Source organism: Aeromicrobium choanae (assembly GCF_900167475.1).
Lineage (GTDB): Bacteria > Actinomycetota > Actinomycetes > Propionibacteriales > Nocardioidaceae > Aeromicrobium > Aeromicrobium choanae.
In genome coordinates this window covers 1,294,599-1,318,310 of sequence record NZ_LT796768.1, presented here as the reverse complement: position 1 = coordinate 1,318,310, position 23,712 = coordinate 1,294,599, and the positions used below count along the sequence as shown (strand labels likewise).

23 protein-coding genes are annotated in these 23,712 nt (G+C 69.5%); 14 read left to right on the top strand and 9 right to left on the bottom strand.

Annotation, left to right across the window (positions count from 1 at the left end; translation table 11 throughout):
• Positions 1-35: 35 nt before the first annotated feature.
• A complete protein-coding gene (locus tag B5D60_RS06520) occupies positions 36-224 on the bottom strand; it encodes a hypothetical protein (RefSeq protein WP_078699398.1) in 189 nt (62 codons plus the stop codon).
• A gap of 131 nt (positions 225-355) precedes the next feature.
• Between B5D60_RS06520 and B5D60_RS06515 the strand changes: the two genes are divergently transcribed.
• Positions 356-1,387: an alpha/beta hydrolase gene (locus tag B5D60_RS06515; RefSeq protein ID WP_078699397.1), complete on the top strand. Its 1,032-nt coding sequence runs from the start codon at positions 356-358 to the stop codon at positions 1,385-1,387.
• A gap of 1 nt (position 1,388) precedes the next feature.
• Here B5D60_RS06515 and mshD read toward each other — a convergent pair whose 3' ends face one another.
• Positions 1,389-2,180 carry a mycothiol synthase gene (gene mshD, locus B5D60_RS06510; protein WP_078699396.1) on the bottom strand — a complete coding sequence of 264 codons (792 nt, stop codon included), beginning with the start codon at positions 2,178-2,180 and terminating at the stop codon, positions 1,389-1,391.
• The gene (locus tag B5D60_RS06505) at positions 2,177-3,604 is read right to left on the bottom strand and encodes a carboxyl transferase domain-containing protein (RefSeq protein ID WP_197684418.1); all 1,428 of its coding nucleotides are present in this window, start codon (positions 3,602-3,604) and stop codon (positions 2,177-2,179) included. The genes mshD and B5D60_RS06505 overlap by 4 nt, the downstream gene beginning before the upstream one ends.
• A gap of 73 nt (positions 3,605-3,677) precedes the next feature.
• Here B5D60_RS06505 and B5D60_RS06500 point away from each other — a divergent pair, with 73 nt between their 5' ends.
• The gene (locus tag B5D60_RS06500; protein ID WP_231948981.1) at positions 3,678-4,730 is read left to right on the top strand and encodes a mannose-1-phosphate guanylyltransferase; all 1,053 of its coding nucleotides are present in this window, start codon (positions 3,678-3,680) and stop codon (positions 4,728-4,730) included.
• Positions 4,731-4,733: 3 nt separating this feature from the next.
• On the opposite strand, the gene manA is transcribed toward B5D60_RS06500, so the two are convergent.
• Positions 4,734-5,945 carry a mannose-6-phosphate isomerase, class I gene (gene manA, locus B5D60_RS06495; protein ID WP_078699395.1) on the bottom strand — a complete coding sequence of 404 codons (1,212 nt, stop codon included), beginning with the start codon at positions 5,943-5,945 and terminating at the stop codon, positions 4,734-4,736.
• 24 nt (positions 5,946-5,969) lie between these two features.
• Here manA and B5D60_RS06490 point away from each other — a divergent pair, with 24 nt between their 5' ends.
• Entirely contained in the window at positions 5,970-6,728 is a 759-nt protein-coding gene (locus B5D60_RS06490; RefSeq protein ID WP_078699394.1) for an HAD-IIB family hydrolase, read from the top strand.
• A 36-nt stretch (positions 6,729-6,764) separates the two neighbouring features.
• Here B5D60_RS06490 and B5D60_RS06485 read toward each other — a convergent pair whose 3' ends face one another.
• Positions 6,765-7,520 carry a winged helix-turn-helix transcriptional regulator gene (locus B5D60_RS06485; protein ID WP_078699393.1) on the bottom strand — a complete coding sequence of 252 codons (756 nt, stop codon included), beginning with the start codon at positions 7,518-7,520 and terminating at the stop codon, positions 6,765-6,767.
• 170 nt (positions 7,521-7,690) lie between these two features.
• Here B5D60_RS06485 and B5D60_RS06480 point away from each other — a divergent pair, with 170 nt between their 5' ends.
• Both B5D60_RS06480 and B5D60_RS06475 read left to right on the top strand, forming a co-directional pair.
• Positions 7,691-8,110 carry a TlpA family protein disulfide reductase gene (locus B5D60_RS06480; protein WP_231948980.1) on the top strand — a complete coding sequence of 140 codons (420 nt, stop codon included), beginning with the start codon at positions 7,691-7,693 and terminating at the stop codon, positions 8,108-8,110.
• 185 nt (positions 8,111-8,295) lie between these two features.
• On the top strand, positions 8,296-8,925 hold the full coding sequence (locus B5D60_RS06475) for a TetR/AcrR family transcriptional regulator (RefSeq protein WP_078699392.1): 630 nt from the start codon (positions 8,296-8,298) through the stop codon (positions 8,923-8,925).
• 15 nt (positions 8,926-8,940) lie between these two features.
• Here B5D60_RS06475 and B5D60_RS06470 read toward each other — a convergent pair whose 3' ends face one another.
• Positions 8,941-10,161 (bottom strand): MFS transporter, encoded by a 1,221-nt coding sequence (locus B5D60_RS06470; protein ID WP_078699391.1) that lies wholly within the window; start codon positions 10,159-10,161, stop codon positions 8,941-8,943.
• A gap of 42 nt (positions 10,162-10,203) precedes the next feature.
• Between B5D60_RS06470 and B5D60_RS06465 the strand changes: the two genes are divergently transcribed.
• The 7 genes from B5D60_RS06465 to B5D60_RS06435 all read left to right on the top strand — a co-directional run bounded on the left by B5D60_RS06465 (position 10,204) and on the right by B5D60_RS06435 (position 18,070).
• Positions 10,204-10,959, top strand: a complete 756-nt coding sequence (locus B5D60_RS06465) for a FadR/GntR family transcriptional regulator (RefSeq protein ID WP_078699390.1) — start codon at positions 10,204-10,206, stop codon at positions 10,957-10,959.
• A 249-nt stretch (positions 10,960-11,208) separates the two neighbouring features.
• The gene (locus B5D60_RS06460; protein ID WP_172806278.1) at positions 11,209-12,660 is read left to right on the top strand and encodes an ABC transporter substrate-binding protein; all 1,452 of its coding nucleotides are present in this window, start codon (positions 11,209-11,211) and stop codon (positions 12,658-12,660) included.
• Positions 12,657-13,700, top strand: a complete 1,044-nt coding sequence (locus tag B5D60_RS06455) for an ABC transporter permease (protein WP_078699388.1) — start codon at positions 12,657-12,659, stop codon at positions 13,698-13,700. The genes B5D60_RS06460 and B5D60_RS06455 overlap by 4 nt, the downstream gene beginning before the upstream one ends.
• On the top strand, positions 13,697-14,563 hold the full coding sequence (locus tag B5D60_RS06450; RefSeq protein WP_078699387.1) for an ABC transporter permease: 867 nt from the start codon (positions 13,697-13,699) through the stop codon (positions 14,561-14,563). Before B5D60_RS06455 ends, B5D60_RS06450 begins: the two co-directional genes overlap by 4 nt.
• Entirely contained in the window at positions 14,560-15,543 is a 984-nt protein-coding gene (locus B5D60_RS06445) for an ABC transporter ATP-binding protein (RefSeq protein WP_078699386.1), read from the top strand. The genes B5D60_RS06450 and B5D60_RS06445 overlap by 4 nt, the downstream gene beginning before the upstream one ends.
• Entirely contained in the window at positions 15,536-16,540 is a 1,005-nt protein-coding gene (locus tag B5D60_RS06440) for an oligopeptide/dipeptide ABC transporter ATP-binding protein (protein WP_078699385.1), read from the top strand. The genes B5D60_RS06445 and B5D60_RS06440 overlap by 8 nt, the downstream gene beginning before the upstream one ends.
• Positions 16,541-16,576: 36 nt before the next feature.
• On the top strand, positions 16,577-18,070 hold the full coding sequence (locus B5D60_RS06435) for an AMP-binding protein (protein WP_078699384.1): 1,494 nt from the start codon (positions 16,577-16,579) through the stop codon (positions 18,068-18,070).
• Positions 18,071-18,122: 52 nt separating this feature from the next.
• Here the strand turns inward: B5D60_RS06435 and B5D60_RS06430 are convergent, their stop codons facing one another.
• The gene (locus B5D60_RS06430; protein WP_172806277.1) at positions 18,123-18,911 is read right to left on the bottom strand and encodes an acetoacetate decarboxylase family protein; all 789 of its coding nucleotides are present in this window, start codon (positions 18,909-18,911) and stop codon (positions 18,123-18,125) included.
• A gap of 187 nt (positions 18,912-19,098) precedes the next feature.
• Here B5D60_RS06430 and B5D60_RS06425 point away from each other — a divergent pair, with 187 nt between their 5' ends.
• Positions 19,099-19,899 carry an acetoacetate decarboxylase family protein gene (locus tag B5D60_RS06425; RefSeq protein WP_078699382.1) on the top strand — a complete coding sequence of 267 codons (801 nt, stop codon included), beginning with the start codon at positions 19,099-19,101 and terminating at the stop codon, positions 19,897-19,899.
• A gap of 33 nt (positions 19,900-19,932) precedes the next feature.
• Here the strand turns inward: B5D60_RS06425 and B5D60_RS06420 are convergent, their stop codons facing one another.
• Positions 19,933-22,125, bottom strand: coding sequence for a N,N-dimethylformamidase beta subunit family domain-containing protein (locus tag B5D60_RS06420; RefSeq protein ID WP_153302890.1), 2,193 nt, complete (start codon positions 22,123-22,125; stop codon positions 19,933-19,935).
• 28 nt (positions 22,126-22,153) lie between these two features.
• A complete protein-coding gene (locus B5D60_RS06415) occupies positions 22,154-22,978 on the bottom strand; it encodes an SDR family NAD(P)-dependent oxidoreductase (protein WP_172806276.1) in 825 nt (274 codons plus the stop codon).
• 277 nt (positions 22,979-23,255) lie between these two features.
• Between B5D60_RS06415 and B5D60_RS06410 the strand changes: the two genes are divergently transcribed.
• Complete coding sequence (locus tag B5D60_RS06410) at positions 23,256-23,696, top strand: DUF4395 domain-containing protein (RefSeq protein ID WP_078699379.1); 441 nt, start codon at positions 23,256-23,258, stop codon at positions 23,694-23,696.
• Positions 23,697-23,712 lie beyond the last annotated feature (16 nt).

Below are 23,712 nucleotides of genomic sequence, written 5' to 3'. Positions count from 1 at the left end.
TCACGATGGCACGGGAAGGTGACGGGAGGGTGAACTCAGCCGAGCGCCCGCACCACCAGGTAGGCTCCGCCGGCGATCATGGCCCACAGCGGGATGGACAGCAGCACGAGGAAGAGCATCGAGCGGCGGAAGCCGGGGCGGGCCACGGGCGTCTCGCCCAGGGGCGCGGCCAGGCTGGGCTGCGGGTCCCTCTGGTCGACCTTGATCGCTTTCGCAGTGGCCATCGACTTGTCCTCTCGTCGCCTACGAGACGTGGTGTCGTCCCCCTCATGATGCGCCATGTCGCCAGAAAATGCGCGCCAACGGTCGGATCGGCGTGACTGGCGTGACGGATGGGGCTGCTACGTTCGCCCCCATGAGCGTGTCAGCACGGGTGCGGCGGGCGGCCGTCGCCGCAGTCGGAGCGGCTCCGAAGCCGCTGAAACGGGCCGCCTTCGGCAGGCCGGTGCGGCATGGCGACCAGGTGCTGCACCCCGACATGCAGGCCCTGCTGGCGCTCCTGCGACTCGAGAATCCCGACCCCGCCGCGACCCCGATCAGCCGCCAGCGACGCGACCTGGTCCGGGCCGATCGGCTGCTCGGCGGCGCCCAGCCGATCGGCGCCGTCACCGAGCGCCAGATCGCCGGTCCCGCGGGCCCGGTCCGGCTCCGGTTCTACACGCCGCGGGACCTGCGCGGACCCTCGCCCGCGCTCGTGTGGTTCCACGGCGGCGGGTTCACACTCGGCGACCTCGACAGCCACGACGCGGTGTGTCGCTACCTGGCGGAGCACGCGATGGTGCGCGTGGTCGCGGTGGACTACCGGCTCGCTCCCGAGCACCCGTTCCCGGCGGCCGTCGACGACTGCGTCGCGGCGTGGAGGTGGGTCTGCGAGAACGCGTCGGGACTGGCGCTCGACCCCGATCGGATCGCGGCCGGCGGCGACAGTGCCGGGGGCAACCTCGCGACCGTCGTGGCGCAGGAGATGGTCCGCTCCGGCGGCCCGGCACCCCGGTTCCAGCTGCTCGTCTACCCCGTCACGGACTTCACCACGATCACGCGGAGCCGGCGCGAGCTCGGCCACGGGTACTTCCTCACCGAGGACCTCATGGACGAGTTCTCGGGTGCGTACCTGGCCCGCGACGAGGACCGCTCGGACCCGCGGATCTCGCCGATCCGGGGCGACCTCAGCGACCTGCCGCCCGCACACGTCGTCACCGCGGGGTTCGATCCGCTGCGCGACGAGGGCGAGGCCTACGCCGAGGCGCTGCGGAACGCCGGGGTGCCGGTGACGGCCCACCGCGAGGAGGGACTGATCCACGGCTTCGCGACCATGGTCGGGTTCGGCACCGCCGCGCCGGCCGCCGTGCGACGGATCGCCGCCGAGCTGCAGCGCGGCCTGGTCTGACTCAGTCCGCGGCGTAGAGGACGTCCCGCGCCTTCTCGGTGAACCCGAGGCGCCGGTAGACCGCCAACGCCGGGTCGTTGTCGCCCTCGACGTACAGGTCGATCGCCGCGACGTCCTGTGCCCACAGGTGCTGCAGGCCGACGGCCGTGAGCGCGGTGCCGAGCCCGCCGCCGTGGGCCGACGGGTCGACGCCGACCACGTAGACCTCGCCGACGCCGTCCTCGACCTTGGTCCAGTGGAAGCCGACCACCGCGCCGTCGCGCTCGGCGACGAACAGGCCCGCGGGGTCGAACCACGCCTGGGCCCGGCGCCGATCGAAGTCGGCGCGGTCCATCGCACCCTGCTCCGGGTGGTGCGCGAACGCACGGGCGTTGACCTCCACCACGGCATCGGCATCGGCGTCCCGGAAGGGCCGGATCGCGACACCGACGGGCAGGCGCGGCTCGGCGACATCACGATCGGTGGTGGTCAGGACGAGCAGCGTCCGCACGGCGCGCAGCCCCGCGGCCGCGGCCAGGGCCTGGGCGCCCGGCAGGTCGCCGTGGGCCCAGAAGCGGGTCTCGCCGCGGGCGACCAGGTCGTCGACGAGCGCACGGCCGCGGCCCTGACGGCGGTAGCGCGGGTGGACGACGAGCTCGACGGGGGCGTCACCGACCGCGACGGCGCCCACGACCTCGTCGTACCGCTCCAGGCGCAGGGGAGCGCCGTCGCGCAGCGCGATCGTGGTGGCCTCGTTGAACGCGGCGACGCCGTCGGCCTCGAGGGCGGCCTCGGCCAGGTCGAGGAGCATCATGCCCGCTCCCTCAGCTCACGCAGGTGATGGGCCACCTCGGCCGCCATCGCCCGGGCGAACGACTCGGGATCGTCGTCGTCCGGCTCGGGCACGAGGTGGTGCACCGCGCCGGACTCGTGGAGGTCGAAGGCGCTGATCCGCTGCTCGGCGGACAGTTGGGCGGCGTGGTCGACGTCGCCGAAGACGATGGCGCTGGCACCCTCGGGCGGCAGCGGCGACAGCCAGGAGTTCTCGGCCGCGATCGTGCGGGAGGCGGGCAGCAGCGCCAGCGCGCCGCCGCCGCAGCCCTGGCCCAGCAGGACCGAGACCGAGGGGACGCGCATCGTCGACATCGAGCTGATGCAGCGGGCGATCTCGCCGGCGATGGCACCCTGTTCGGCGTCGGGGGACAGCTCGGCGCCCGGGGTGTCGATGAAGGAGACCAGCGGCAGGCCGAGCTCGTTGGCGAGCTTCATCCCGCGGCGGGCCTCACGCAGGGCCGCGGGGCCCATCGGCTTGATCCGGCTCTGCGTCGTACGGTCCTGGCCGATCACGACGCAGGGCTCGCCGTCGATCCTGGCCAGGGCGACGATCATCGCGGCGTCGCGCTCGCCGCGCTCGGTGCCCTGCAGGCGGATGATCTCGTCGCAGCCCCAGCGCAGCACCTCGCGGACGCCGGGGCGGTCCGGGGTACGGGTGAGCAGCACCGAGTCCCACGTCTCGTGGCGGCGCTGCGTCGCGCCCGGACGCCGGGTCCGGCTGGACTCCCGCGGCGGGTCGATGAGGATCGACAGCGCCGTGTCCACCATGAACGGCAGCTCCTCGGGCATCACGACGGCGTCGATGATGCCGCGGTTCGCGAGGTTGTCCGAGGTCTGGATGCCCGGCGGGAAGGGAGCGCCGTTGAGCAGCTCGTAGACCTTCGGGCCGAGGAAGCCGATGAGGGCGCCCGGCTCGGCGATGGTGATGTGGCCGAGCGAGCCCCACGAGGCGAAGACGCCGCCGGTGGTGGGGTGGCGCAAGTAGATGAGGTAGGGCAGGCCGGCCGCCTTGTGGTCCATCAGTGCCCGGGAGATGTCGACCATGCGGACGAACGCGGGCGTGCCCTCCTGCATGCGGGTGCCGCCCGAGGCCGTCGTGGCCAGCACGGGGATCCCCTCGGCGGTGGCGCGGCGCACGGCGCGCACGATGCGCTCGGCCGCCACCTGGCCGATCGATCCCGCGAGGAACTTGAACTCGTTCACCAGGACCGCCACGGGCCGCCCTCGCATCAGGGCGCGACCGGTGATGATCGACTCGTCGGTGCCCGCGCGCTCGGCCGCGGCCAGCAGGTCGGTGCGGTACGGCTCGGGGTGGACGGTGTGGTCGACCGGCTCGTCCCACGACTCCCAGGATCCGGGGTCGAGGACGAGGTCGATCAGTTCACGGGCGGTGAGGCGGGACACGGCACCCAGTATGGCTGGCCGGGGCGCCGTCGACCCGTTACGCCGTACCTCGTGGACCACTACAGTGACCGCCGTGTCCACGTTCCACGCCATCATCCCGGCCGGCGGCGCCGGAACCCGCCTGTGGCCGCTGTCGCGGAAGGCCCGGCCGAAGTTCCTGCTCGACCTCGAGGGGACCGGCCGCACGCTGATCCAGCAGACGTGGGACCGGATGCTCCCGCTCGCGTCGGTCGAGCACATCCACGTGGTGTCCGGTGCGGCGCACGGCAGCGCGATCGCCGAGCAGCTGCCCGAGCTGGTGAACCTGCTGCTCGAGCCGTCGCCGCGCGAGTCGATGCCGGCGATCGGCCTGGCGGCCGCGATCATCGAGCGCGCCGACCCCGACGCCGTCGTGGGGTCGTTCGCCGCCGACCACCGCATCCCCGATCCCGACCGCTTCGCCGACGCCGTGCGCGAGGCGATCGCGGTGGCCGAGCAGGGCTTCATCGTCACGATCGGGGTCGAGCCCACCGAGCCGTCCACCGCGTTCGGCTACATCGCGTCGGGCGACCCGCTCGAGGGGTTCGGCTCGGCCCGCGCCGTGCGCAGCTTCGTGGAGAAGCCCGACGAGGCGACCGCACGCGGCTACCTCGCCTCGGGCGACTTCGTGTGGAACGCCGGGATGTTCGTGGCCCGCGCGTCGGTCCTGCTGGACTCGCTCGCGCGCTTCCAGCCCGAGCTCGCCGCCGGCCTGCGGGCGGTCGCGGCCGCGTGGGGCACCCCGTCCTTCGTGGCCGAGCTCGGCCGCACCTGGCCCACGCTGGCGAAGATCGCGATCGACCACGCCGTCGCCGAGCCGGTGGCGGCGGAGGGCGGCATGGCGGTCGTCCCGGCCACCTTCGGATGGGACGACCTCGGCGACTTCGCCTCCATCGCGCCGCTGGGCTCATCGCCCGACGTGCTCTGGGTGGACGCCGACGGCGTGGCCCGAGGGCAGGAGGGCGTGCAGATCGCCGTGCTGGGCCTGCGCAACGTGGCCGTCGTGCAGACCGACGACGCCGTGCTGGTGCTCGACCTCGCCCAGTCGCAGCGGGTCAAGGAGATCGTGGCGCAGCTGCCCGGACTCGACCGCGACGACCTGCTCTGACCCTCAGGGGATCGCGCGCACGGGCCGGTGGCCGACCAGGTCCTTGAGCTCGGAGTCGGGCGTGCCGGGACCGGGCAGGTAGATCTGGGCGATCTCGCCCGTGCCCACCAGGGTGAGGTCGCCGTCCTCGGCATCGGTGTAGACCGTCTCGCCGCGGCTCAGCGGGACCTTCTCGCCGCGGGCGTTCAGCAGCTGCACGGCACCGCCGATGCACATGACGATCGAGTGCGCGGCGGCGATGATCGAGACGCCGTCGGGGTCGGCGGGGGACACCTGGGTGACCGCGAGCGCGAACTCCTCGACCTCCGGGTGGTAGACCTCGGTGGAGAACGAGGGGTATCCCGGCTCGACCCGCGCGACGCGGGCCATGCCGGCCTCGAGGCAGCGGATCAGGCCCTCGGGGTCGAGCGCCTTGCGGGTGAGGCCGGCGCGCATGACGTTGTCGGAGTTGACCATGGCCTCCAGGCACAGGCCCGACAGGTGCGCGTGGATCACGCCCGTGCCCAGGAACATCGCCTCGCCCGGCTGCAGCGTGAAGCGGTTGAGCAGCAGCGAGACGACGATGCCCACGTCGTCGGGATGGTGGCGGGCGATCATCGCCGCAGTGCTGTAGGCGCGCTTGATGTCGACGCCGTCGTGCACGAGCGCCTTGCACTGGATGACGACCTGAGCGATCTCGGCCGGCGGGGGCGGCGCGATGAGCAGGTTCTCCAGCACGCGGACGATGCCCTTGAATCCCGTCTTCGCACGCAGGGTGGCCGACGCGGCGTTGATCGTGGGGGTGTCGAGCTGGGAGAAGACGCGCAGGATCTCGGCGGTGGGGCGAAAGCCGACGAGGGTGTCGAAGGTGCTGAGCGCGTAGACCATCTCGGGCTTGTGGTTGGGGTCCTTGAACACGCGCTGCGGCGAGTCCAGCGGCACGCCGGCGGCCTCCTCGCGCGCGAACCCCTCCCGGGCCTCGGCCTGGCCGGGGTGCACCTGGATCGACAGCGGCTGCTCGGCCGCGAGGATCTTGAGCATGAACGGGATCTCGCCGGCCACGTCGGACAACGGGCGCAGGCCCTCGGGCGTCTCGACCTGCGAGGGGGCCAGGGGATGGGTGCCCAGCCACATCTCGGCGACCGGTTCCCCCGATCCCGTGCGCCCCAGGAATCGAGGGATGTCACTCGTGGAGCCCCAGTCGTACGCCTGGGTCATGTTGTGCAGACGGCGCATGTACTCAACAGTAGACTCCCTCGCGTGTCCGGACCCCGACTCGTCGCATTCGATCTCGACGACACGCTCGCCCCGTCGAAGTGCGCGATCCCCGAGCCCATCGGCGACCAGCTCGTCCGGCTCGCCGAACGGGTCGAGGTGGCGATCATCTCCGGTGGCCAGCTGGAGCAGTTTCGCAAGCAGGTCGTGGAGCAGCTGCCGCCCGCGCCGGCCGAGGTCCTGGAGCGGATCCACCTGCTGCCCACGTGCGGCACCCAGTACTACCGCCTGCGCGGCGAGGAGATCGTCACGGTCTACGCGCACGCCCTGACCGAGGACGAGCGCGATCGCGCCCTCGCCGCGGTCGAGCAGGAGGCCAGGCGCCTCGGCCTGTGGGAGTCGCAGACCTGGGGCGACATCCTGGAGGACCGTGGCTCGCAGATCACGTTCTCCGCGCTCGGCCAGAAGGCGCCGATCGAGGCGAAGATGGCGTGGGACCCCGACGGGACGAAGAAGGGCGCGCTGCGCGACGCCGTCGCGGCGGCGCTGCCCGACCTCGAGGTGCGCTCGGGCGGCTCGACCTCGGTCGACATCACCCACCGCGGGATCGACAAGGCCTACGGGATGAAGCAGCTGGCGGACGCCACCGGCATCAGCCTCGACGAGATGCTGTTCGTCGGCGACCGTCTCGACCCGGAGGGCAACGACTACCCGGTGCTGGCGCTCGGCGTCCCCTGCCACGCGGTCGAGGGCTGGCCCGACACCGTGGAGTACCTCGAGGAGCTCATCCCCACGCTGGGCTGAGCCCCGCCCTCCCGTTCTGCGTCCGCGCGGAGGCGGTCAGGCGCGGCCGGCGACCTGGCGGCGTGCGGACTCCTGGCGCTCGGCGGCGCGCTCCGCCGCGACCTCGCCGGACTCGCGGCGCGAGACGAACCGGTAGCCCACGTTGCGGACGGTGCCGATGAGCGTCTCGTTCTCGGGGCCGAGCTTGGCGCGCAGGCGGCGAACGTGGACGTCCACCGTGCGGGTGCCGCCGAAGTAGTCGTAGCCCCACACCTCCTGCAGCAGCTGCTGGCGGGTGAACACGCGGCCCGGGTGCTGGGCCAGGAACTTGAGGAGCTCGAACTCCTTGAACGTCAGGTCCAGGACGCGGCCGTCGAGCTTGGCGGTGTAGGTGACGTCGTCGACGACCAGGCCGCTGGCGCTGATGATGTGGCTGTCGTCCTCGGACTTGTCGCCGTCGGCGGCGACGCGGCCCATGGCCAGCCGCAGGCGGGCCTCCAGCTCGGCCGGGCCGGCGGTGGTCAGGATGACGTCGTCCATGCCCCAGTCGGCGGCGGCGACGGTGAGGCCGCCCTCGGTGAGGATGAGGACGAGCGGGCACTCGATGCCGGTCGTGCGGATCACGCGCGTGAGGCTGCGGACCTGCGCCAGGTCGTGGCGGCCGTCGACCAAAACGGCGTCGCACTGGGGCGCGTCGATGAGGGCGCTGGCCTCCGCGGGCAGGATCTTGACGTGGTGGGGGAGCAGCGCGAGCGAGGGCAGGACCTCGACCGAGGACTGCGAGCTCTTCGTCAGCAGCAGCAGGTGGGACACGTGATTGGCCTCCTATACACGTCGAGGCCCCGACGAACGCACCGTGTTCATCGAAGCCTCATTGCCTCGTCGACCATACTTCATGTCACGTGGCTGTGACGAGCGGCGCCCGATGAATGCGAACCACGTCACACCGATGTCACACGGGAACGAGCCGAGGAGGAGAGCCGGTGGACGGAGTCGAGGTGCTCCTGGTGGCCGTCGTCGTGGCGGTCGTGCTGGCCGCAGCGATGCAGTGGAAGAACGGGCGGTTCGCCGGATCGTCGGGCGACGACGAGAGTGGGCGGCTCGGCCCGGACGACCTCGGCGTGCCGCTGGGCGAGCGGGCCACGCTCGTCCAGTTCTCCAGTGCCTTCTGCGCGCCGTGCCGAGCCACGCGGCAGGTGCTGGGGCAGGTGACCGCGCTCGTCCCGGGCGTCTCCACGGTGGAGATCGACGCCGAGTCCGAGCTCGATCTCGTCCGGCGGGTGGGCGTGCTGCGCACGCCCACGGTGCTGGTGCTCGACGCGTCCGGACGCATCGTGGAGCGGGCCTCGGGGGCTCCCACGCGCGACCAGGTGCTGGTGGCGCTGGACCGCGCGCTCGCCTGAGTCGACATGAGGTGAGAACGAGTCCAGCGGCGGACAATGAGCCGACGCTCGATTGCGGCGTACGATGACTCCGATCTGACGCACGGCCCCCCGGGACCGCTGCCGCGGGCGCCCGACCGTGGGACACGCAGCTGACGTACCGACTGGTAATATTGAACAGGTGGACAATTACGAGAGGCGCTGACATGGCGGACGACGCGCCGGAGGTGAAGCCACGGCGAGGGCGCCCCAGAGCCGAGGATCGCCCCGAAGGTGACACGCTGCGTGACCGGGTGATGCGCGAGGCTTCCGTGCTCTTCCGGCAGAAAGGCGCGGCGGGCACGACGATCGCGGAGATCGCCCGACAGTCCGGCGTGACGGCGCCGGCGCTCTATTGGCACTTCTCCTCCAAGGACGAGCTCCTCAGGGAGCTGCTGGACGAGACCTGGCGAGGATTCAACGAGACGTTGGCGGACGCACTGCGGTGGGACCTGGCGCCCGCGGAGCGGCTTCGTGCTCTCGTGGTCGCGCACACACGCTGGCGTCTGGCGGAGGTCGAGATGCCGTCCGGCCTGGCCTTCGTGCAACTCGTCGAGTCGTTGCCCCCCGAGATGAGTGCAGACCTGCGTGCTGGCCTGCGCGAGTACGTCGCCCAGATCTCGGCGATTCTGGAGAGCGGGCGACGGTCAGGGGAGATGCAGTTCGAGGATCTGCGTACGACGACGCGTGCCGTGCTCAACATCTGCTTGCACTCGGCACGGTCCGGTGAGCACCCGCCTGAGAAGATCGCTCAGTTGAACGGCGACCTGGTTCTGGCCATGGTGGGCGCGCGCTGAAGCCGGCACTCGCCTTCACCGGGCGCTCTCGAAGGGCGGTGCCCGCAGCGTGAACACGGTCGCGATGTACATGATCACCGCAACGGTCACCATGACGTACAGGCCCGGCGCGAAGCATTCAGGACGTGTCAGCAGTCCGAAGCCGAGCGGACCCAGCGCCGCGATCGCGTAGCCCACTCCCTGGACCAGGCCCGAGACCGTCGCGGCGCCGGCGAGGGTCCGGGTCTTGCGGTTGATCATGACCAGCGTGAAGCTGAACATCCCCGAACCCCAGCCCACGCAGGCCGCCCAGAGCCAAGTGTGCTGACCGGGAGCGTGGATCAGCCCCAGGAACCCGACCAAGTACGCCACGCTGCAGGACGACGTGATCGCGATCGGATGCGACGCACGCGCGACCCAGCGAGGGACGGCCAGCGTGGCGGCGAGGCCTGCGGCCCCGAAGACCGCGACCATCGAGCCCGCCTGAGCGGGCGTGAGGCCCGCGTGGATCACGATGTCCGGGAGCCACGCGAGGATCGTGTAGGTCGTGAGAGAGGTCGTCCCCATGACGATCGTCAGCGAGATGGTGAGGCTGGTCCATCGCCGTGAGCTCGGTTGAACGCCGGTGATCTCGACCGGCCGCGGCGCCGGCGTGCGCAGGGCCGCACGCCAGGCGACCGCCAGTGCGGGAGCGGCGAGGGCGGGAACGAGGGCCCACACGCCGAGCGATGTCCGCCATCCCCAGCTCTCGGCCAGGCTGACGGCCAGCAGCGGTGGGACGACCATGCCCAGCTGGAGCGTGAAGATGTAGGTCGTGGTCACCGAGTCCTGGTGCGCAGGGAAGTGCTGCTTGGTGAGCGGCGGCAGGAGCACGTTGCCCACGCCCATCGCTGCGAGCGACATCGCGGTGGCGACGGCGTAGATCGCGAAGCTTCCGGTCTGTGACCGCGCGGCCATGGCGACAGCGCAGGTGGTCATCGCCGCGATGGCCACCGCATGGATGCCGAAGCGGCTGATCAGGCCTGGGGTGGCCAGGCCAAGTACGCAGAAGCACAGGGGAGGCAGGGTCCCGATAAAGCCGATCTGGCTGGGGCCGAGCTGCAGTTCGGCCACCAGCCACGTGCCGAGGGGGGACGTCGAGGTCACCGCAATCCGCAGGGTCGCGGCGGTGAGCACGATCGCGAGGAGTGATCCGGCGGTGAGCAGAAGCGCGGAGGCTCGCGCTCGGGGCGAGGTGTCGGTGCAGATCGCGTCCATGAGAACCTCGCACAGTGAGCAGGAAATAGGTAGGATGACCCAATGACTGCCAGCGAGCGTACAGGTGGACCGCGGCCCAGCAAGTTCGGCCTTGGCTCTCGCACGGACCTCCGAGAGAGCGCTGTCGACTACCTCACGGAGCGCATCCAGTCCGGTGACTGGCCGGTCGGACAGCAGATCCCGACCGAGTCCGAGCTCGCAGCCGAGGCAGGCATCAGCCGGAACACGATCCGTGAGGCCGTGAGCTCGCTGGTGCACACCGGATTGCTCGAGCGACGCCAGGGCTCGGGGACGTTCGTCGTGAGCCAGTCCGAGCTCACCGGGCTCTTCGAGCGCCATCTGTCGTCGAAAGATCGCCAGGACGTGCTGGAGATCCGGCTCGCCCTCGAGGTGGTGGCCGCCGCACTGGCCGCGACGCGTCGGACTGACGAGGACATCGAGGGACTTCTCGCCTCGATGACGGCGCGGCGTGAGACGGCCGACCGCAATGATGTCGACGGCTACGTCGAGGCCGACCTCCAGCTGCACCGGCAGTTCGTCCGAGCGGCCCAGAATCCGCTGTTGATCGAGCTCTACGACTCGATGCTCGAAGGGTTCCGGGAGACGATCGCGTCGTACTTCATCGAGACCGGGGATCCGTGCCACGAGGAGCACGAGGCCTTGGTCCACGCCATCATCGCCGGCGATCCCCTGAACGCGGCGATCGAGCTGCGCGTATTCCTCGATTCGCATCTGTACCACGTCGAGTCGACGGCGTGGCCTCGCGTGCACCAGGAGGTTGGCTCGCGCGAGGTGTGAGGTGATTCACGCATTCTGCTTGCCCGAGCATTAAATTAACGATACCGTTAATAAAATGCGGGCTCAGGGCTCGTTCTCGCTAGGACTGCCTGGAAGTGGAGAATCATCATGCGACACGTTCAACGTCGAGCGCTCGGTGCTGGCATCGGGATCGGACTGCTCGTGCTGGCTGCTTGCTCCGGTGGGGGCGGTGGCGGCTCATCGGACACCGCGCGCGAGGCGACGGGGCCGGCTCCAGACGAAGTGACCATGGGAATCAGGTCCGACATCGACACGTTCGACCCGCACCAGACCCTTGGTCAGTTCGGCGCGGGCCAGATGGTGCGCCTCGTGTACTCGACCTTGGTCATGCGCACCTCCGACGGCGATCTGATTCCCGGTGTCGCGGAGAAGTGGGACGTGGACCCGCACGGTGGCGACTTCACGATCCAGGAGGGCGTTCTGTGCTCCGACGGGTCCGAGCTGACGGCCTCGGTCATCAAGAAGTCGTTCGACCGCATGCTCGATCCGGACAGCGGCGCGCAGTACGTGGAACGCCTCTTCGCCGGCGGTGACGTCGAGTTCACGGCGGACGACAGCACGCGGACGTTCTCGATGAAGCTGGAGAACCCGAATACCGACCTGCTCCCAGCGCTGGCGAACGTCGGACAGATCATCTGCGGCGCCGGCGTGGACAATCCGGAAGCCCTGGCCAGCGAGCCTCAGGGGTCGGGCCCCTTCCGTTTGGTCTCGGCCAAGCGCGGCGATAGCTACGAGTTCGAGCGACGCGACGACTACGTCTCCCTGCCCGAGGGGGTGGAGGTCACCGACCTGCCGAAGCGGCTGAGCCTGAAGTACATCGCCGACGATTCCGCGATGGTCAACGCCCTGCTCGCCGGCGAGCTGACGATCGGACCGGTGATGGGCCGCGACGGTGAGCGGCTGGAGACCCGCGACGAGTTCAACCACCTGCCGATCGAGTCGTACGGCGGCGACGGGCTGATCTTCAACCAGAGCCCCGGGCTTCCGGGGGCGGACCCGGCTTTCCGCAAGGCGCTCGCGATGGCGGTCGATCCCCAGCTCTACACGCGGGCGTCGACTTTCGACCGGAGCAAGCCGCTGCGCACGCTCTACACGCCGAACCTCGACTGCTACACGGAGGACAACGCCGATCTGCTGCCCGAGGTTTCCGTCGACGCTGCTGCACAGGCACTCGACGCGGCCGGCTACCCGCTGAAGGGCGACGCTCGCGTCGGACCGGACGGCAAGCCGGTCACCCTGCGCTTCGTCGGAGACACGCTCAAGAACAGCGGCCCGCAGTACATCACGGACCAGTTCGAGAAGCTCGGGATCGTGGTCGACCTCAGCATGAATGACACCGCGACGGGCATCCAGAAGGTCTTCTCCAACGAGTTCGACCTCTACATCTTCCCGTTCGCCGCGTCGCTGGGGACGCCGACGCAGCACCTCGGCTCGGTCAGCGAGGAGGGTGGCGTGAACGTGTCGCACATCGACAACGCCGAGTACAAGAAGGCCGCGCAGGTCGCTCTGTCCGATCCGGATCGTCGGTGCGAGGCGTGGCAGGAGGGGGAGGCTGCACTGCTCACGAACCTGGACCTGCTGCCCCTCACGTGGCCAGTGGCGCACTACTTCGCCAAGGACGTGACGTTCGAGGGGATCTACTACTCCCTTGATCCGTTCACGATCCGCTCCACGAAATGAGCGAAGGCATCCGTGAGTCCGTGGTGGTGACGCAGGCGACTGCGTCACCACCCCGGCCCGGAGCCTCGTCGAAGAGGCGCTCCGGTCCGTCGAACGTGTGGCTGCGTGTCCTGCGGCAGGGTCTGCTGCGGCTGGTCGCCGTGCTCGGTGTCCTGATTGTGTCGACCTTCGCCATGGTGCGCCTGGTCCCCGGCGATCCGGCCCGGCGCATCGTGGGTCTGGAGGGCAGTGAGGACGCCTACCTCCAGGCGCGAGAGCAGATGCACCTGGACGACCCGCTGGCGGTGCAATTCGTCGCCTACCTGAACGACCTGGTTCACTTCGATCTCGGCAACTCGTTCACGAACCGGGAGCCGGTCACCGAGCTCATTGCTGATCGTGCGGTGCCCACCCTGCAGCTGACTGCCCTCGCCGTGGTGCTGGCCCTGGCCTTCTCGGTGCCCATCGGCATCGCGGTCGCACACGCGACCCACGGCCGCCGAGCGTGGCTACGCAGTGGCTTCACCTCAATCACCGGTCTGATCAGCGGCCTGCCCCACTACCTGACGGCCACGGTCCTGGTGTTCCTCTTCGCCATCACACTGACGTGGTTCCCGCCCAGCGGGACGGACGGCTTCCTGTACTTGGTCCTGCCGGCTCTGGCGCTCGCCGCCCGGCCCACCGCGATGCTCGCTCGGCTGGTCCGAGTCGAGTCGACCCGGGTGCTGAACTTGGACTACATCCGCACTGCCCGCAGCAAGCGCCTGCCCACGCGGATCCTGCACCTGCGCCACGTGCTCCCGAACGTCCTCACACCAGCGGTCGCGGTGGCCGGCACGCTGGTCGCCAGCCTCATCTCTGGGGCGATCATCGTCGAGCAGGTCTTCGCACGCAGCGGGCTGGGCACCGAGCTCGTCTCGGCCGTCCTCGACGGTGACTACCCGGTGGTTCAGGGGATCACGCTCTTCCTGGGCGTCGGAGTCGTCGTGATCAACACGCTGGTCGAACTGCTGGTCGTCACGCTCGACCCGCAGTCCGCTCAATCGCAGGAGGGCACATGAGTGCGGTGACCATGACCCGGCCGACGAGGCGCACCGGCCTGTTCCGGCGGATGGGCCTCGGTGGCCGCGTCGCGCTCCTGATTCTCGTGACGCTTGCGATCGTGGCCGTGGTCGCCCCTGCGCTTCTGGGTGACGAGGCGGCCAGTCAGGACGTCGCGAACTCCTTCGCCCCGCCCAGTGCCGAGCACCCGCTGGGGACGGACGCCCTCGGCCGTGACGTCCTCAGCCGAACCCTCGTCGGGACGCGCCTGTCGCTGCAGCTCGCCCTCACCAGTGCGGCAATCGCCGTCGGGGTCGCCGTCCCGCTGGGTGCCCTGTTCGGCATGGCGCGGGCTCGCACGCGCAAGGTCGGCGCGAGCGTGATCGATGTCAGCCTGAGCCTGCCGGACATCCTGATCGCGGTCATCGTCGTCACGGTGCTGGGTCCGGGCGGCGTCGGGGCCGCCACGGCCATCGGCATCGCGTTCATTCCCTATACGGCCCGCGTCGTCTTCGTGCTCTCCCACCACGTGGCGAGCCGTGACTACGTCATGGTCGGGCGGCTGCTGGGCCTGAGTCGCGGCAAGCTCCTGCGCGCTTACGTCCTGCCGAACATCGCCGACGCGCTGGCCGTCGCGCTGCTCACCCTCCTGGCCGAGTGCATCGTGGCTGTCTCGGCCCTGTCCTTCCTCGGGCTCGGGGTCCAGCCGCCCGACATCGACTGGGGGAGCCTCCTGACAGAGGGAGTCAAGGAGTTCTACATGTCACCAGCGGCCGCGCTGGCACCCGCGGCGATGATCGCGGTCACCGGTCTGGCCCTGGCTCTCGTGGCCGACTCGGTCGCGCAGGGGATGGACCCGTTCCAGAAAAGGAGGACGCGATGATGAGCGCCGAGACGGTCCTGGAGGTCGCGAACCTGTGCGTGGGCGTCGGCGCACAGGGCGAGGGGGCCTCGCTGGTCCGCGACGTGAGCTTCTCGATGCGGCGCGGCGAGATCGTTGGCGTGGTGGGGGAGTCCGGGTGCGGCAAGTCCATGACGGCGCTGGCCATCGCGGACCTCCTGCCGGTAGGCGTGACCTCCTCCGCCGACCGGTTGAGCTTCGAGGGCGTCGACCTGACCACGGCGGACCGGCGGACGGCGCTCAGGACGAGAGGGCTGAATCAGGCGGTGGTGTTCCAGGACCCGCAGGCCTCCTTGAACCCGGCGCTGAAGCTGGGCACCCAGATGACCGAGGCGGTGATGCACCACCAACGGCTGCCCCGGGCCAGTGCCCTGCGCCGCGCGGCCGAGAACCTGAGCGAGGTCAAGATCGCCGGTGCGGAGCAGCGTCTGCGCGAGTACCCATATCAGCTGAGCGGCGGGATGCGGCAGCGCGCGATGATCGCGATGGGACTCATGATGAGCCCGTCGCTGCTGATCGCCGACGAGCCCACTACGGCTCTGGACGTCACCGTGCAGGCCGACGTGATGCGCATGCTGCGCCGGCTCAACGCCGAGCACGAGACGGCAATCCTCTTGGTGTCGCACCACATCGCGCTCCTGCAGCAGGTCTGCTCGCGCATCCTGGTCATGTACGCCGGAGAGCTTGTCGAGGACCTTCCCTCCGTCTCCCTCGTGAAGGACGCGCGTCATCCCTACACGCGCGCTCTGATCGCGTCGGTTCCCTCCCTCGCTCACGATCCCTCGCGCCGCCTGGTGACCATCCCGGGCACCTTGCCCGACCCCGGTGCCCGCGGGGACGGGTGCCCGTTCAGGAACCGATGCAACGAGGCGGACGAGCGCTGTGACATCGCGCCACCACTGACGCGAGCCGGCGACCATCGCGTCGCCTGCTGGAGAGCCGAGGAGAACGCCCATGCTTGAGGTCGAGAACCTGCGGATCAGGTATCCGGGCCGTGACCGACCCACGGTCATCGAGGACGTCTCGTTCGCGATCGCCCCGGGAGGCGCACTGGGCCTGGTCGGCGAGTCAGGCTCTGGCAAGTCGACGATCGCGAAGGCCATCGTGGGTCTGGCGCCCGTCACCGGTGGGTCGATCGCGGTCGACGGCAGCCCGATCGATCATGCGCGAGCGCGCTCCCGGCGCGCCTTGCACGATCGCGTCCAACTGGTGTTCCAGGATCCGCGTGCGTCCCTCAACCCCCGCCGGAGCGTGGGAGACGCCGTGGCGGACGCCTTCGTCGGCGGGGCCACGATCAGCACGAGTGTCGAGCGCGGCCGACGGCTAGCAGAGCTGCTCGAGCAGGTGGGCCTGCCCGCCTCGTTCGCCGAGCGCTTCCCCAGCGAGCTCTCCGGTGGTCAGGCCCAGCGCGTGGCCATTGCCCGCGCTCTGGGTCGCCGTCCTCGGCTGCTGTTGCTGGACGAGGTCACGGCCTCGCTCGACGTCTCGGTCCAGGCCTCCATCCTCAACTTGCTGCGCGACCTGCGGGACGAGCTTGGCCTGACCTACCTCGTGATCGCCCACGACCTGGCGATCGTGAGGTACCTGTGCGACCACGCGATGGTTCTGCAAGCCGGAGTCGTGCTGGAGCGTGCGGCCGTCGCCGAGCTCTTCGACGAGCCGCGTCATCCCTACACGAAGGTGCTCATCGACTCGGTGCCCGAGATGGAGTCGCCGGATGGCCGAGAGCTCGCTCTCGTGACCGGTGATCCGCCGGACCCGGCGCATCGCCCCTCCGGGTGCGTCTTCACCAGCCGCTGTCCGATCGGACCCCTGCACCGGGTTGGCCGCGAGATCTGCCTCAGCGATCGACCGCCGCTGTCGCCCCAGGGGGACGCCGAGGTCGCCTGCCACTTCCCGATCACCCATAGTGCCGGCGCTCGCGAGGTGTTCGATGCGCCTCGCACGGTGTCCACCTAAGCGTCGAAACATCGATGAACCGAACGAAGGGCTGAGATGAACATTGTCGAGTCGCTGTGGAACCACGCCGATCAGACTCCGGACAGGCTGGCGCTACGCGCCGGCGAGGAGCGAATCACCTACGGCGAGCTGCGGCGGAAGATCGCACGGGTGGCCGGAGCGCACGCAGCACGAGGACTCGGCCCTGGCGCCACGGTGGTCCTCGTCGCGTCCAGCACGCCGGACTTCGTCGTCCACTACTACGCGCTCCAGGCGCTCGGGTGCACGGTCGTGACGATGAACACGATGTCCACCGATCGCGAGTTGCGCCACGTGCTGGGGGACACCGACGTTTCACTGGTCCTCGTCGAGGACGCGTCCTGCGAAGCGGTGGCAACGGCATGTGGCGCGACCGGGAACGCCTGGGTCGTGATCGAGGCGATGGAGGAGTCGGCCGAGGTGGGCGGGCTCGAGCGCTGGCACGACAGCGACCCCGACCACCCCGCGGTCCTGCTCTACACGTCGGGCACCACGGGAGCCCCGAAGGGCGCGGAGCTCACGGTGGCGAACCTGTCGGCCATGACACGCGTGCTGCCGCCCGTCCTCGAGCTCACCGAGGACGACCGCTTCGGGACGGGACTTCCGTTGTTCCATGTCTTCGGGCAGGCCCTCATCATGAACACCATCCTCTCGATGGGCGGGTCGCTGTCGCTGCTCAGTCCCTTCTCGGCGTCCGGGATGGTCCAGTTGATCCGGGAGCACCGCCTATCGGTCGTCGCGGGCGTCCCGACGATGTGGAACGCCATGCTCCTGGTGGACAACGCGTATCGGGCCGAGGACTTCGCCGACCTGCGCATCGCTGCGTCCGGCGGGGCGAGCCTCCCGCGCAGCGTCATCGAGGACTTCGCGGACCGCTTCCGATGCACGATCCTCGAGGGCTACGGCCTGACCGAGTGCTGTGGCGCCGCGGCGTTCAACGATGTCCGGCGCGAGCCGAAGGTGGGCACGGTCGGCCCGGCGCTGCCGGGCGTCACCATTCGGGTGCGCGACGCGCAGGGTGTCGAGGTGCCGGTGGGGGAGACGGGCGAGATCCACGTCAGCGGTCCGATCGTGATGCGCGGCTATCACGGGCGGGAGGAGGCTACCGCCGAGACGCTCGTGGACGGCGAGCTGCGCACGGGAGACCTGGGCTTCCTGGACGAGGACGGCTACCTCACAATCGTCGACCGGGCCAAGGACCTGATCATCCGTGGCGGCTACAACGTGTACCCGCGCGAGGTCGAAGAGGTGCTGTACTCGCATCCCGACGTCGTCGAGGCGGCGGTGATCGGGGTGCCGGACACTCATCTGGGCGAAGAGATCGGCGCGGTCGTCGTGCTGGCCGACGGCAGCGCGACCACCGTTGACGATCTACGAGAGCTGGCCCGTCGCGAGCTGTCGGCCTACAAGATCCCGCGGCTCTACACGTTTGTCGAGACCCTGCCCAAGGGAGCCACCGGCAAGATCCTCAAGCGGCACCTTGCCTCGGGCGATCTGTTCGCCCGCGCCTGACACGGACAAGGGCCGCGACCACCGGTCGCGGCCCTCGTCTGCGGTGCAAGGCTCAGACGGCGATCTGCCGGAAGTCGCCGAGGTGGTCGCCGGAGGGGAAGTCGTAGCTGCGCCCGATGAGGTAGGGCAGGTAGACGCTCCGGTCGGGGGTGTCCAGCGTGAACTCCTCGCATCGCGTGAGGGCGAGATCGGAGTAGGTGTAGGTCGCGTCGCCCCAGGACACGATCGGGATCGTCTCCAGGGGGTCGTTCTCGCCCCCCAGGAGGTCGACGGAGGCGGTTCCGGTCCATTGCGAGTGAACGTTGCGATGGGCGCCCCACACGGCAACGACGCGCGGGTCCTCCTGCAACGCCAACCCGTTCGTGGCCATCGAGGCCTTCAGCTCCAGCGAGGTCGCCTCCTGGGGCACTCCCGCGACCTGCTCGGTGAAGTCAGCCTCGATGCGCACGATCTCGCGACCGTAGCGCGTGCAGGACCCTCGGAAGGTCTCTCCCACAAAGCCGAACTCGGTCTCGCCCCGCTTCTTCGGCTCGCCCCACTTCTCGCGACCGATCGTGATCGGCATGTCTCCACTGAACGTCATCATGAGGTTGTAGGCGCCGGTGATGTCTCCGAAGCGAGCAGCCAGCCGGACGGTCGTGCACGTGAAGATCTCCCGGTCGCTGGCCTGGTGGCTCATGCTGACCGAGCCGAGCGGCTCGTCTGCGAGTTCGAAGCACGGAGGAAGCACCTCGCGGACGAAGCTCTCCTTCGTGCGGAACCCCACGCTGACGGACTCCCCCGTGTACACCGGTCGGTCCAGGAGTTGCTGGATGGTGTCGAGCTCCTCCGGTGAACTCACGAATCCCATGTCTGCCTCTTCTCAGTGGGTGAAACCAATTAATCGAACGATGCGTCAATTAAGTCCTACTGTAGACCAAACTCGATCGGAGCGGCAGGGCCTTGGGTAGAATCCTTGCCGCAGTAACTATTTAAGAGTACGTTAATAAAGCGCAGGTCGTCTGCGCTGGCCACAGGAGGATGTGAAAATGGGTTACGTCAAGTCGGCTGAGGAACTCGCCGGGATCGAGGCGCAGTTCGCGCCGTCGCGGCACATCAGCGAAGCGGTCTCCGTTCCGTTCGTCACCGAGCCGGAGTTCATCCGCGAGATCCTGCCCCCGTGCTTCTCGCCGGCGGACGAGCCCGTCGGCACGCTGCTGATCGGACGTCAGGTGAGTGGCCGCGGTCCCTACGAGGGCTACGGCATCCACGTCGCGGCGCGGTTCGGGGAGATCGAGGGCTCCTTCATCGTCTCGATGGTCCTGGATCTGGACATGCCGGTGGTGCTCGGTCGTGAGCGGTGGGGCGAGCCCAAGAAGTACGGTCCGAGCGAGATGGCGTTCGAGGGACGGAGCTTCCGGGGCTCGACCAGCCGCAACGGCGTGGCGCTCGTCGAGGTCACCGCTGAGTTCACCGACGAGCTGCCGGACCTCGACACCGAGGGAACGGCACTCGAGCTGAAGATGATGATGGCCGCCGAGGGTCCGGCGCTCCACTCGGATCCGATTGTCCTCGTGGACCGGGGCCGGGCCACCCACCGGTCGAGGCGCCGTGGCACCGCCGAGGTGCGCCTGTCCGGCTCACCGACCGATCCGTTGGGCGACCTGCCGATCGTCTCGTGGGGCGAGGCGACGTACTCCTACTCGGACTCGGAGAACATCTCGTGCGAGGAGACCGTTCTCCACGGGGCGGACCATGCTGCCTACCTGCCGTTCCTGCATGGGCGCTACTACGACGCGGTCGCCGGCGACTTCCGCCAGCGGTTCACGCCGAGCGCTGTCTTCGCCTGACCCCTGCCGTGGCCCGGCCCCTGACCTCACGGGTCAGGGGTCGGGCCACGTGAAGGGCTCCGCGTCGAGGAACCTCCTCAGCACGTTCGTGGTGAGGCGCGCGACATCGTTGTCGTAGTCGTCAGTCGGCAATGCGGTGGCGTACGCGATCGAGCCCACGGAGAAGACGGCGCCACCGGCGGGGGTCTCGAAGAACACGATGTCCGAGCGGACCAGGGGGTTGTTCGTCCCATCCAGCTTGGCGGCCGTGACCTCGATGTCCTCCACCACGAGCTGGTAGTGCGAACTGTGCAGTCCTTCGGATGTCGCGATCCGCACGGCGTGAGCGGGGGTGCCCAGGCTCGGGTCACACCGATCTATCTCGTCGCCGGCCGCACCTCCGTAGCCGATGCCGTGCTCGCCGAACATGCCGTCCCGTGGGATGCCGTCGAACATGAAGTCCAGCCGCGACGACCGCGCTTCGGGCAGGAGTCGATAGCCGGGAGTGTGGCGGCCCCACCCCTGCGAGGTCATTCCGACGCCGACGTACTTCTGCGGGGCACGCCCGCGATGCCGCCAGAGCCCGCCCGGTTCTCCGGACGTCGAGTGCACGGACTCACCCGGGGCGTCCGACCAGGAGCGAGTGCCGGCATTCCCCCGGCGCACCTCGACGACGCTCGGATCGAGGTCGGAGATGCTTGTGACCCAGTACAGGCCGTTCCCGCCGAGGTACATCACCCGCCCGCCGGCCGCGATGAAACCCTCCAGTCCGTCGAGCATCTGGCGTGTCCAGTACTCGGGGTGCGTGGCCAAGATGAGCACCTTCGCTCCGGCAAGAGCGGCCGAGCCACGTTGATGCACGTCGTGGTCGGTGACCAGCGCGTGATCGACGTCGAGCCGGTCCAGCCACGCGGTGAGGTAGAGATCAGCTCCCAGATGTCGGGGGGCCGCGGTCTGTCGGAGGTAGTGGTCCGGCCGGAAGCCGGGGGCCGGTCGCCGCCACCCGGCGTAGTAGACCGGGCTTCCGTCACGGTGGACGTCGTAGGTCGACGAGCCCCACTCGGGGTGCCGGGCGAGGTCGGCATCCAGCGGATGGAGCGGATTGGGCTCGTCCACCAGGCCCATCGCCTCGTAGTCGATGCGTGCGCTCAGCCGACTGCACGAGTAGGCGACGTAGGTGGCGGTGGGCACGAGGACCACGACGTCCGCCACTTGGTCCGGTCTCCGGACGATGAAGGGAATGCGCTCCCGGCGTGTACCGGTCGACAACGTGGCTGCGTAGAAGCCAGGCCGGGCCCCGGCGGGCACCTGCGCCGTGAGGGTCGAGTCCCAGTCCAGGTCGACGATGTCGTCGTCGTGGAAGTGCACGGCGTCGTAGAGATCCGGAGCCATCCGGTAATCGATCTCACTGCCGTCGTGGCCGTGGCCGGCGGCGGCGCGCGCCGGCCAGTTCCTCAACGTGCCGACGCGGTCAGGGGAGCAGCGATCGGTGAAACTGACTTCGTCCGGGGCGCTTCCGAAGGCGACATCACTCACGGTGGTCCACGACTCGCCACCATCGGTCGTCACGTGGAGTCTGGGGCGTTCGAGCCTGCCGGTGAAGTGGTGCGTGAGCGTGCTGGTGGCTGCGAAGGTGAGGTCGAGTGATGTCGGTCCCCACGGTCCGGAGGTCAACGTGGTCGACTGCTCCAGCCTCCGGCCGGTGTCGAGGTCGGTGGCGCGGAGCGTCATGGACCCGCCGGGCCCGATCCAGATCTGCGCGTGCGACCAGGCTGCAGGACGGATCGGCGCGGCCAGGGTGACCGTGGCCTCGTGGCCCGAGCGTCGGACTCGCGCGGTGAGGTGGCCCTGGGTGTCGAGCGCGAGGATGAACCCTGAGGAGTCGGTGTCGGTCGCCTCGGTCACCACCTGCTCGCCGACGGGGGACAGCGGCACGCTCGTGTGCAGATGGAGGTCGAAGTACACCCCCGTGGCGTCGGCGGGCAGAGGAATGTCGTGCAGGTGGCCCGACGACCCCGCGAGTGCCTGCTGGTGCCGCGTCGCCACGCCTCTCCAGGACTCCCACTCGCGCGCGACCTCTTCGAGGAGGCCGGGTCCGCCCACGCCTGCGTCGTCGCCGTGCAGGAGCCGGACGACCTCCACGTCCACGGTTGATGTGGTGGAGCTGATTCGTAGGTCGAGCTGTTCGCCCGGTGCCACGACGAGCTCCTGGGCGTATCCGGTCAACTCGTCAACGGGAACGGGCATGTTGCCTCCTCGGGAAATTGAACGGCGGTCAGGAAGTGCCGACATTGCGTCCGCCGTCGATGGGGATGACCGCGCCGGTGATGAAGTCCGACAGGGGGGTGACGAGGAACTCCAGGAGGTTGGCGCAGTCTTCGACTGTGCCCGCGCGACCCAGGGGGATTCCTTTTGCGCCCGTCGTGTGGGGCGTGAGTCGCTCCATCACGCGACCGGTCGCGATGAGGCCCGGTGCCATGCAGTTGACGTTGACGCCGAACGGGGCCATCTCCTGGGCCAGGTAGCGGGTGTACATGGCGATCGCGGACTTGGCGGCTCCGTAGTGCGCGTACTCGCCTCCGGCCATCGCCATGGAGCCAGCGACCGAGCTGACGGTGACGATTCGCCCGGAGTGCTGGGACTTCATGACGGGAGCGACGGCACCGCAGAAGTTGGTGGTGCCGTAGAGATTTGCCTCAAGGACACCGGAGATGACCTCCTTGGTGAGAAGACTGGGGGTGGTCTCGGACGGGAGTCCAGAGCCGCCTCCGGCGTTCACCACCAAGATGTCGATCCGGCCCCACGCGTCATGGACCGACCGGCAGGCGGCGGTGACCGCGGCCTCGTCCGCGACATCCAGCTCGAAGGCCAGGAAGCGCCGCCCGAGGCCGGCGATGAGGTCAGAAACGGGCTCGTCGGCCACGTCGCGCTCTCGCGCGAACTCACGGTGTGCGAGGAGGTCGCGGTCGACGACGGCGACGTCGGCACCGAGCTCCGCCAGGCGGAGAGTGTAGGCGCGGCCCAGGCCGCGGGCTGCGCCGGTGACCACCGCCGTCATGCCTCGCAGGTCGTGCCGCTGGTGGGCGATGGTTTCGCGCATGGCGCCATTACAGCGTAAATTTAATGCGCGTTCAATAGCCGTGCTCGAGTGAAGTCGCCGGCACCATGCCGACATCTTGAAATGTGGACGCTCGTCTCATCAATTGAGATTCGAGCGAGGTGGGGTGTGCACAACCGCCTACTGTGGGCGCATGTTCACGACACACCTGACCCGACGCCGCGCAGTGGACAACTGCCGCACGCGTTCGGCGCTGTGTCGTCTGCGCTGACCTCCGCCCGCACGTCCGTCAGCCCTCACTCCTGTTCGGAGAACCTCCATGCCCAACGACACCTCCGTCGTCGATCCGCGCGCGCTCCGCTTCACCGCCGCGATCACCGCCGCCGTCCTGGCGCTGGTGCTCGTGCTGCCGTCCCCGTTCCGCGAGGTGCTGCTGACCGTCCAGGTCGTCGTCTTCGCCCTCGGGGTCTTCGTGTCGCTGTCGGCGTCGCCGTGGGCCTGGCTGTTCCGCACCGCCGTCCGCCCGCGGATCGGTGCTCCCGCCCGCACCGAGGACGCCCGCCCGCCGCGCTTCGCGCAGGCGGTGGGCCTGGTCTTCGCCCTGATCGGCCTCGTCGCCTTCGCGACCGGCCTGACCACCGCCGGATTCGTCGCCGTGGGCTTCGCCTTCGTCGCCGCGCTGCTCAACGCCACCACGGGCTTCTGCCTCGGCTGCGAGCTCTACCTGACCACCCGCCGTCTCGCCAGGCAACTGGCGTGAGCGCCTGAACCGCACG

Bases quoted from the DNA above. Each gene is read 5' to 3' on its own strand.
- B5D60_RS06520 (WP_078699398.1), bottom strand. From the start codon at position 224: ATGGCCACTGCGAAAGCGATCAAGGTCGACCAGAGGGACCCGCAGCCC.
- B5D60_RS06515 (WP_078699397.1), top strand. From the start codon at position 356: ATGAGCGTGTCAGCACGGGTGCGGCGGGCGGCCGTCGCCGCAGTCGGA.
- B5D60_RS06450 (WP_078699387.1), top strand. From the start codon at position 13,697: ATGAGTGCGGTGACCATGACCCGGCCGACGAGGCGCACCGGCCTGTTC.
- B5D60_RS06460 (WP_172806278.1), top strand. From the start codon at position 11,209: ATGGGAATCAGGTCCGACATCGACACGTTCGACCCGCACCAGACCCTT.
- B5D60_RS06445 (WP_078699386.1), top strand. From the start codon at position 14,560: ATGATGAGCGCCGAGACGGTCCTGGAGGTCGCGAACCTGTGCGTGGGC.
- B5D60_RS06475 (WP_078699392.1), top strand. From the start codon at position 8,296: ATGGCGGACGACGCGCCGGAGGTGAAGCCACGGCGAGGGCGCCCCAGA.
- B5D60_RS06470 (WP_078699391.1), bottom strand. From the start codon at position 10,161: ATGGACGCGATCTGCACCGACACCTCGCCCCGAGCGCGAGCCTCCGCG.
- B5D60_RS06455 (WP_078699388.1), top strand. From the start codon at position 12,657: ATGAGCGAAGGCATCCGTGAGTCCGTGGTGGTGACGCAGGCGACTGCG.
- B5D60_RS06440 (WP_078699385.1), top strand. From the start codon at position 15,536: ATGCTTGAGGTCGAGAACCTGCGGATCAGGTATCCGGGCCGTGACCGA.
- B5D60_RS06465 (WP_078699390.1), top strand. From the start codon at position 10,204: ATGACTGCCAGCGAGCGTACAGGTGGACCGCGGCCCAGCAAGTTCGGC.
- mshD (WP_078699396.1), bottom strand. From the start codon at position 2,180: ATGATGCTCCTCGACCTGGCCGAGGCCGCCCTCGAGGCCGACGGCGTC.
- B5D60_RS06420 (WP_153302890.1), bottom strand. From the start codon at position 22,125: ATGCCCGTTCCCGTTGACGAGTTGACCGGATACGCCCAGGAGCTCGTC.
- B5D60_RS06410 (WP_078699379.1), top strand. From the start codon at position 23,256: ATGCCCAACGACACCTCCGTCGTCGATCCGCGCGCGCTCCGCTTCACC.
- manA (WP_078699395.1), bottom strand. From the start codon at position 5,945: ATGCGCCGTCTGCACAACATGACCCAGGCGTACGACTGGGGCTCCACG.
- B5D60_RS06415 (WP_172806276.1), bottom strand. From the start codon at position 22,978: ATGCGCGAAACCATCGCCCACCAGCGGCACGACCTGCGAGGCATGACG.
- B5D60_RS06435 (WP_078699384.1), top strand. From the start codon at position 16,577: ATGAACATTGTCGAGTCGCTGTGGAACCACGCCGATCAGACTCCGGAC.
- B5D60_RS06425 (WP_078699382.1), top strand. From the start codon at position 19,099: ATGGGTTACGTCAAGTCGGCTGAGGAACTCGCCGGGATCGAGGCGCAG.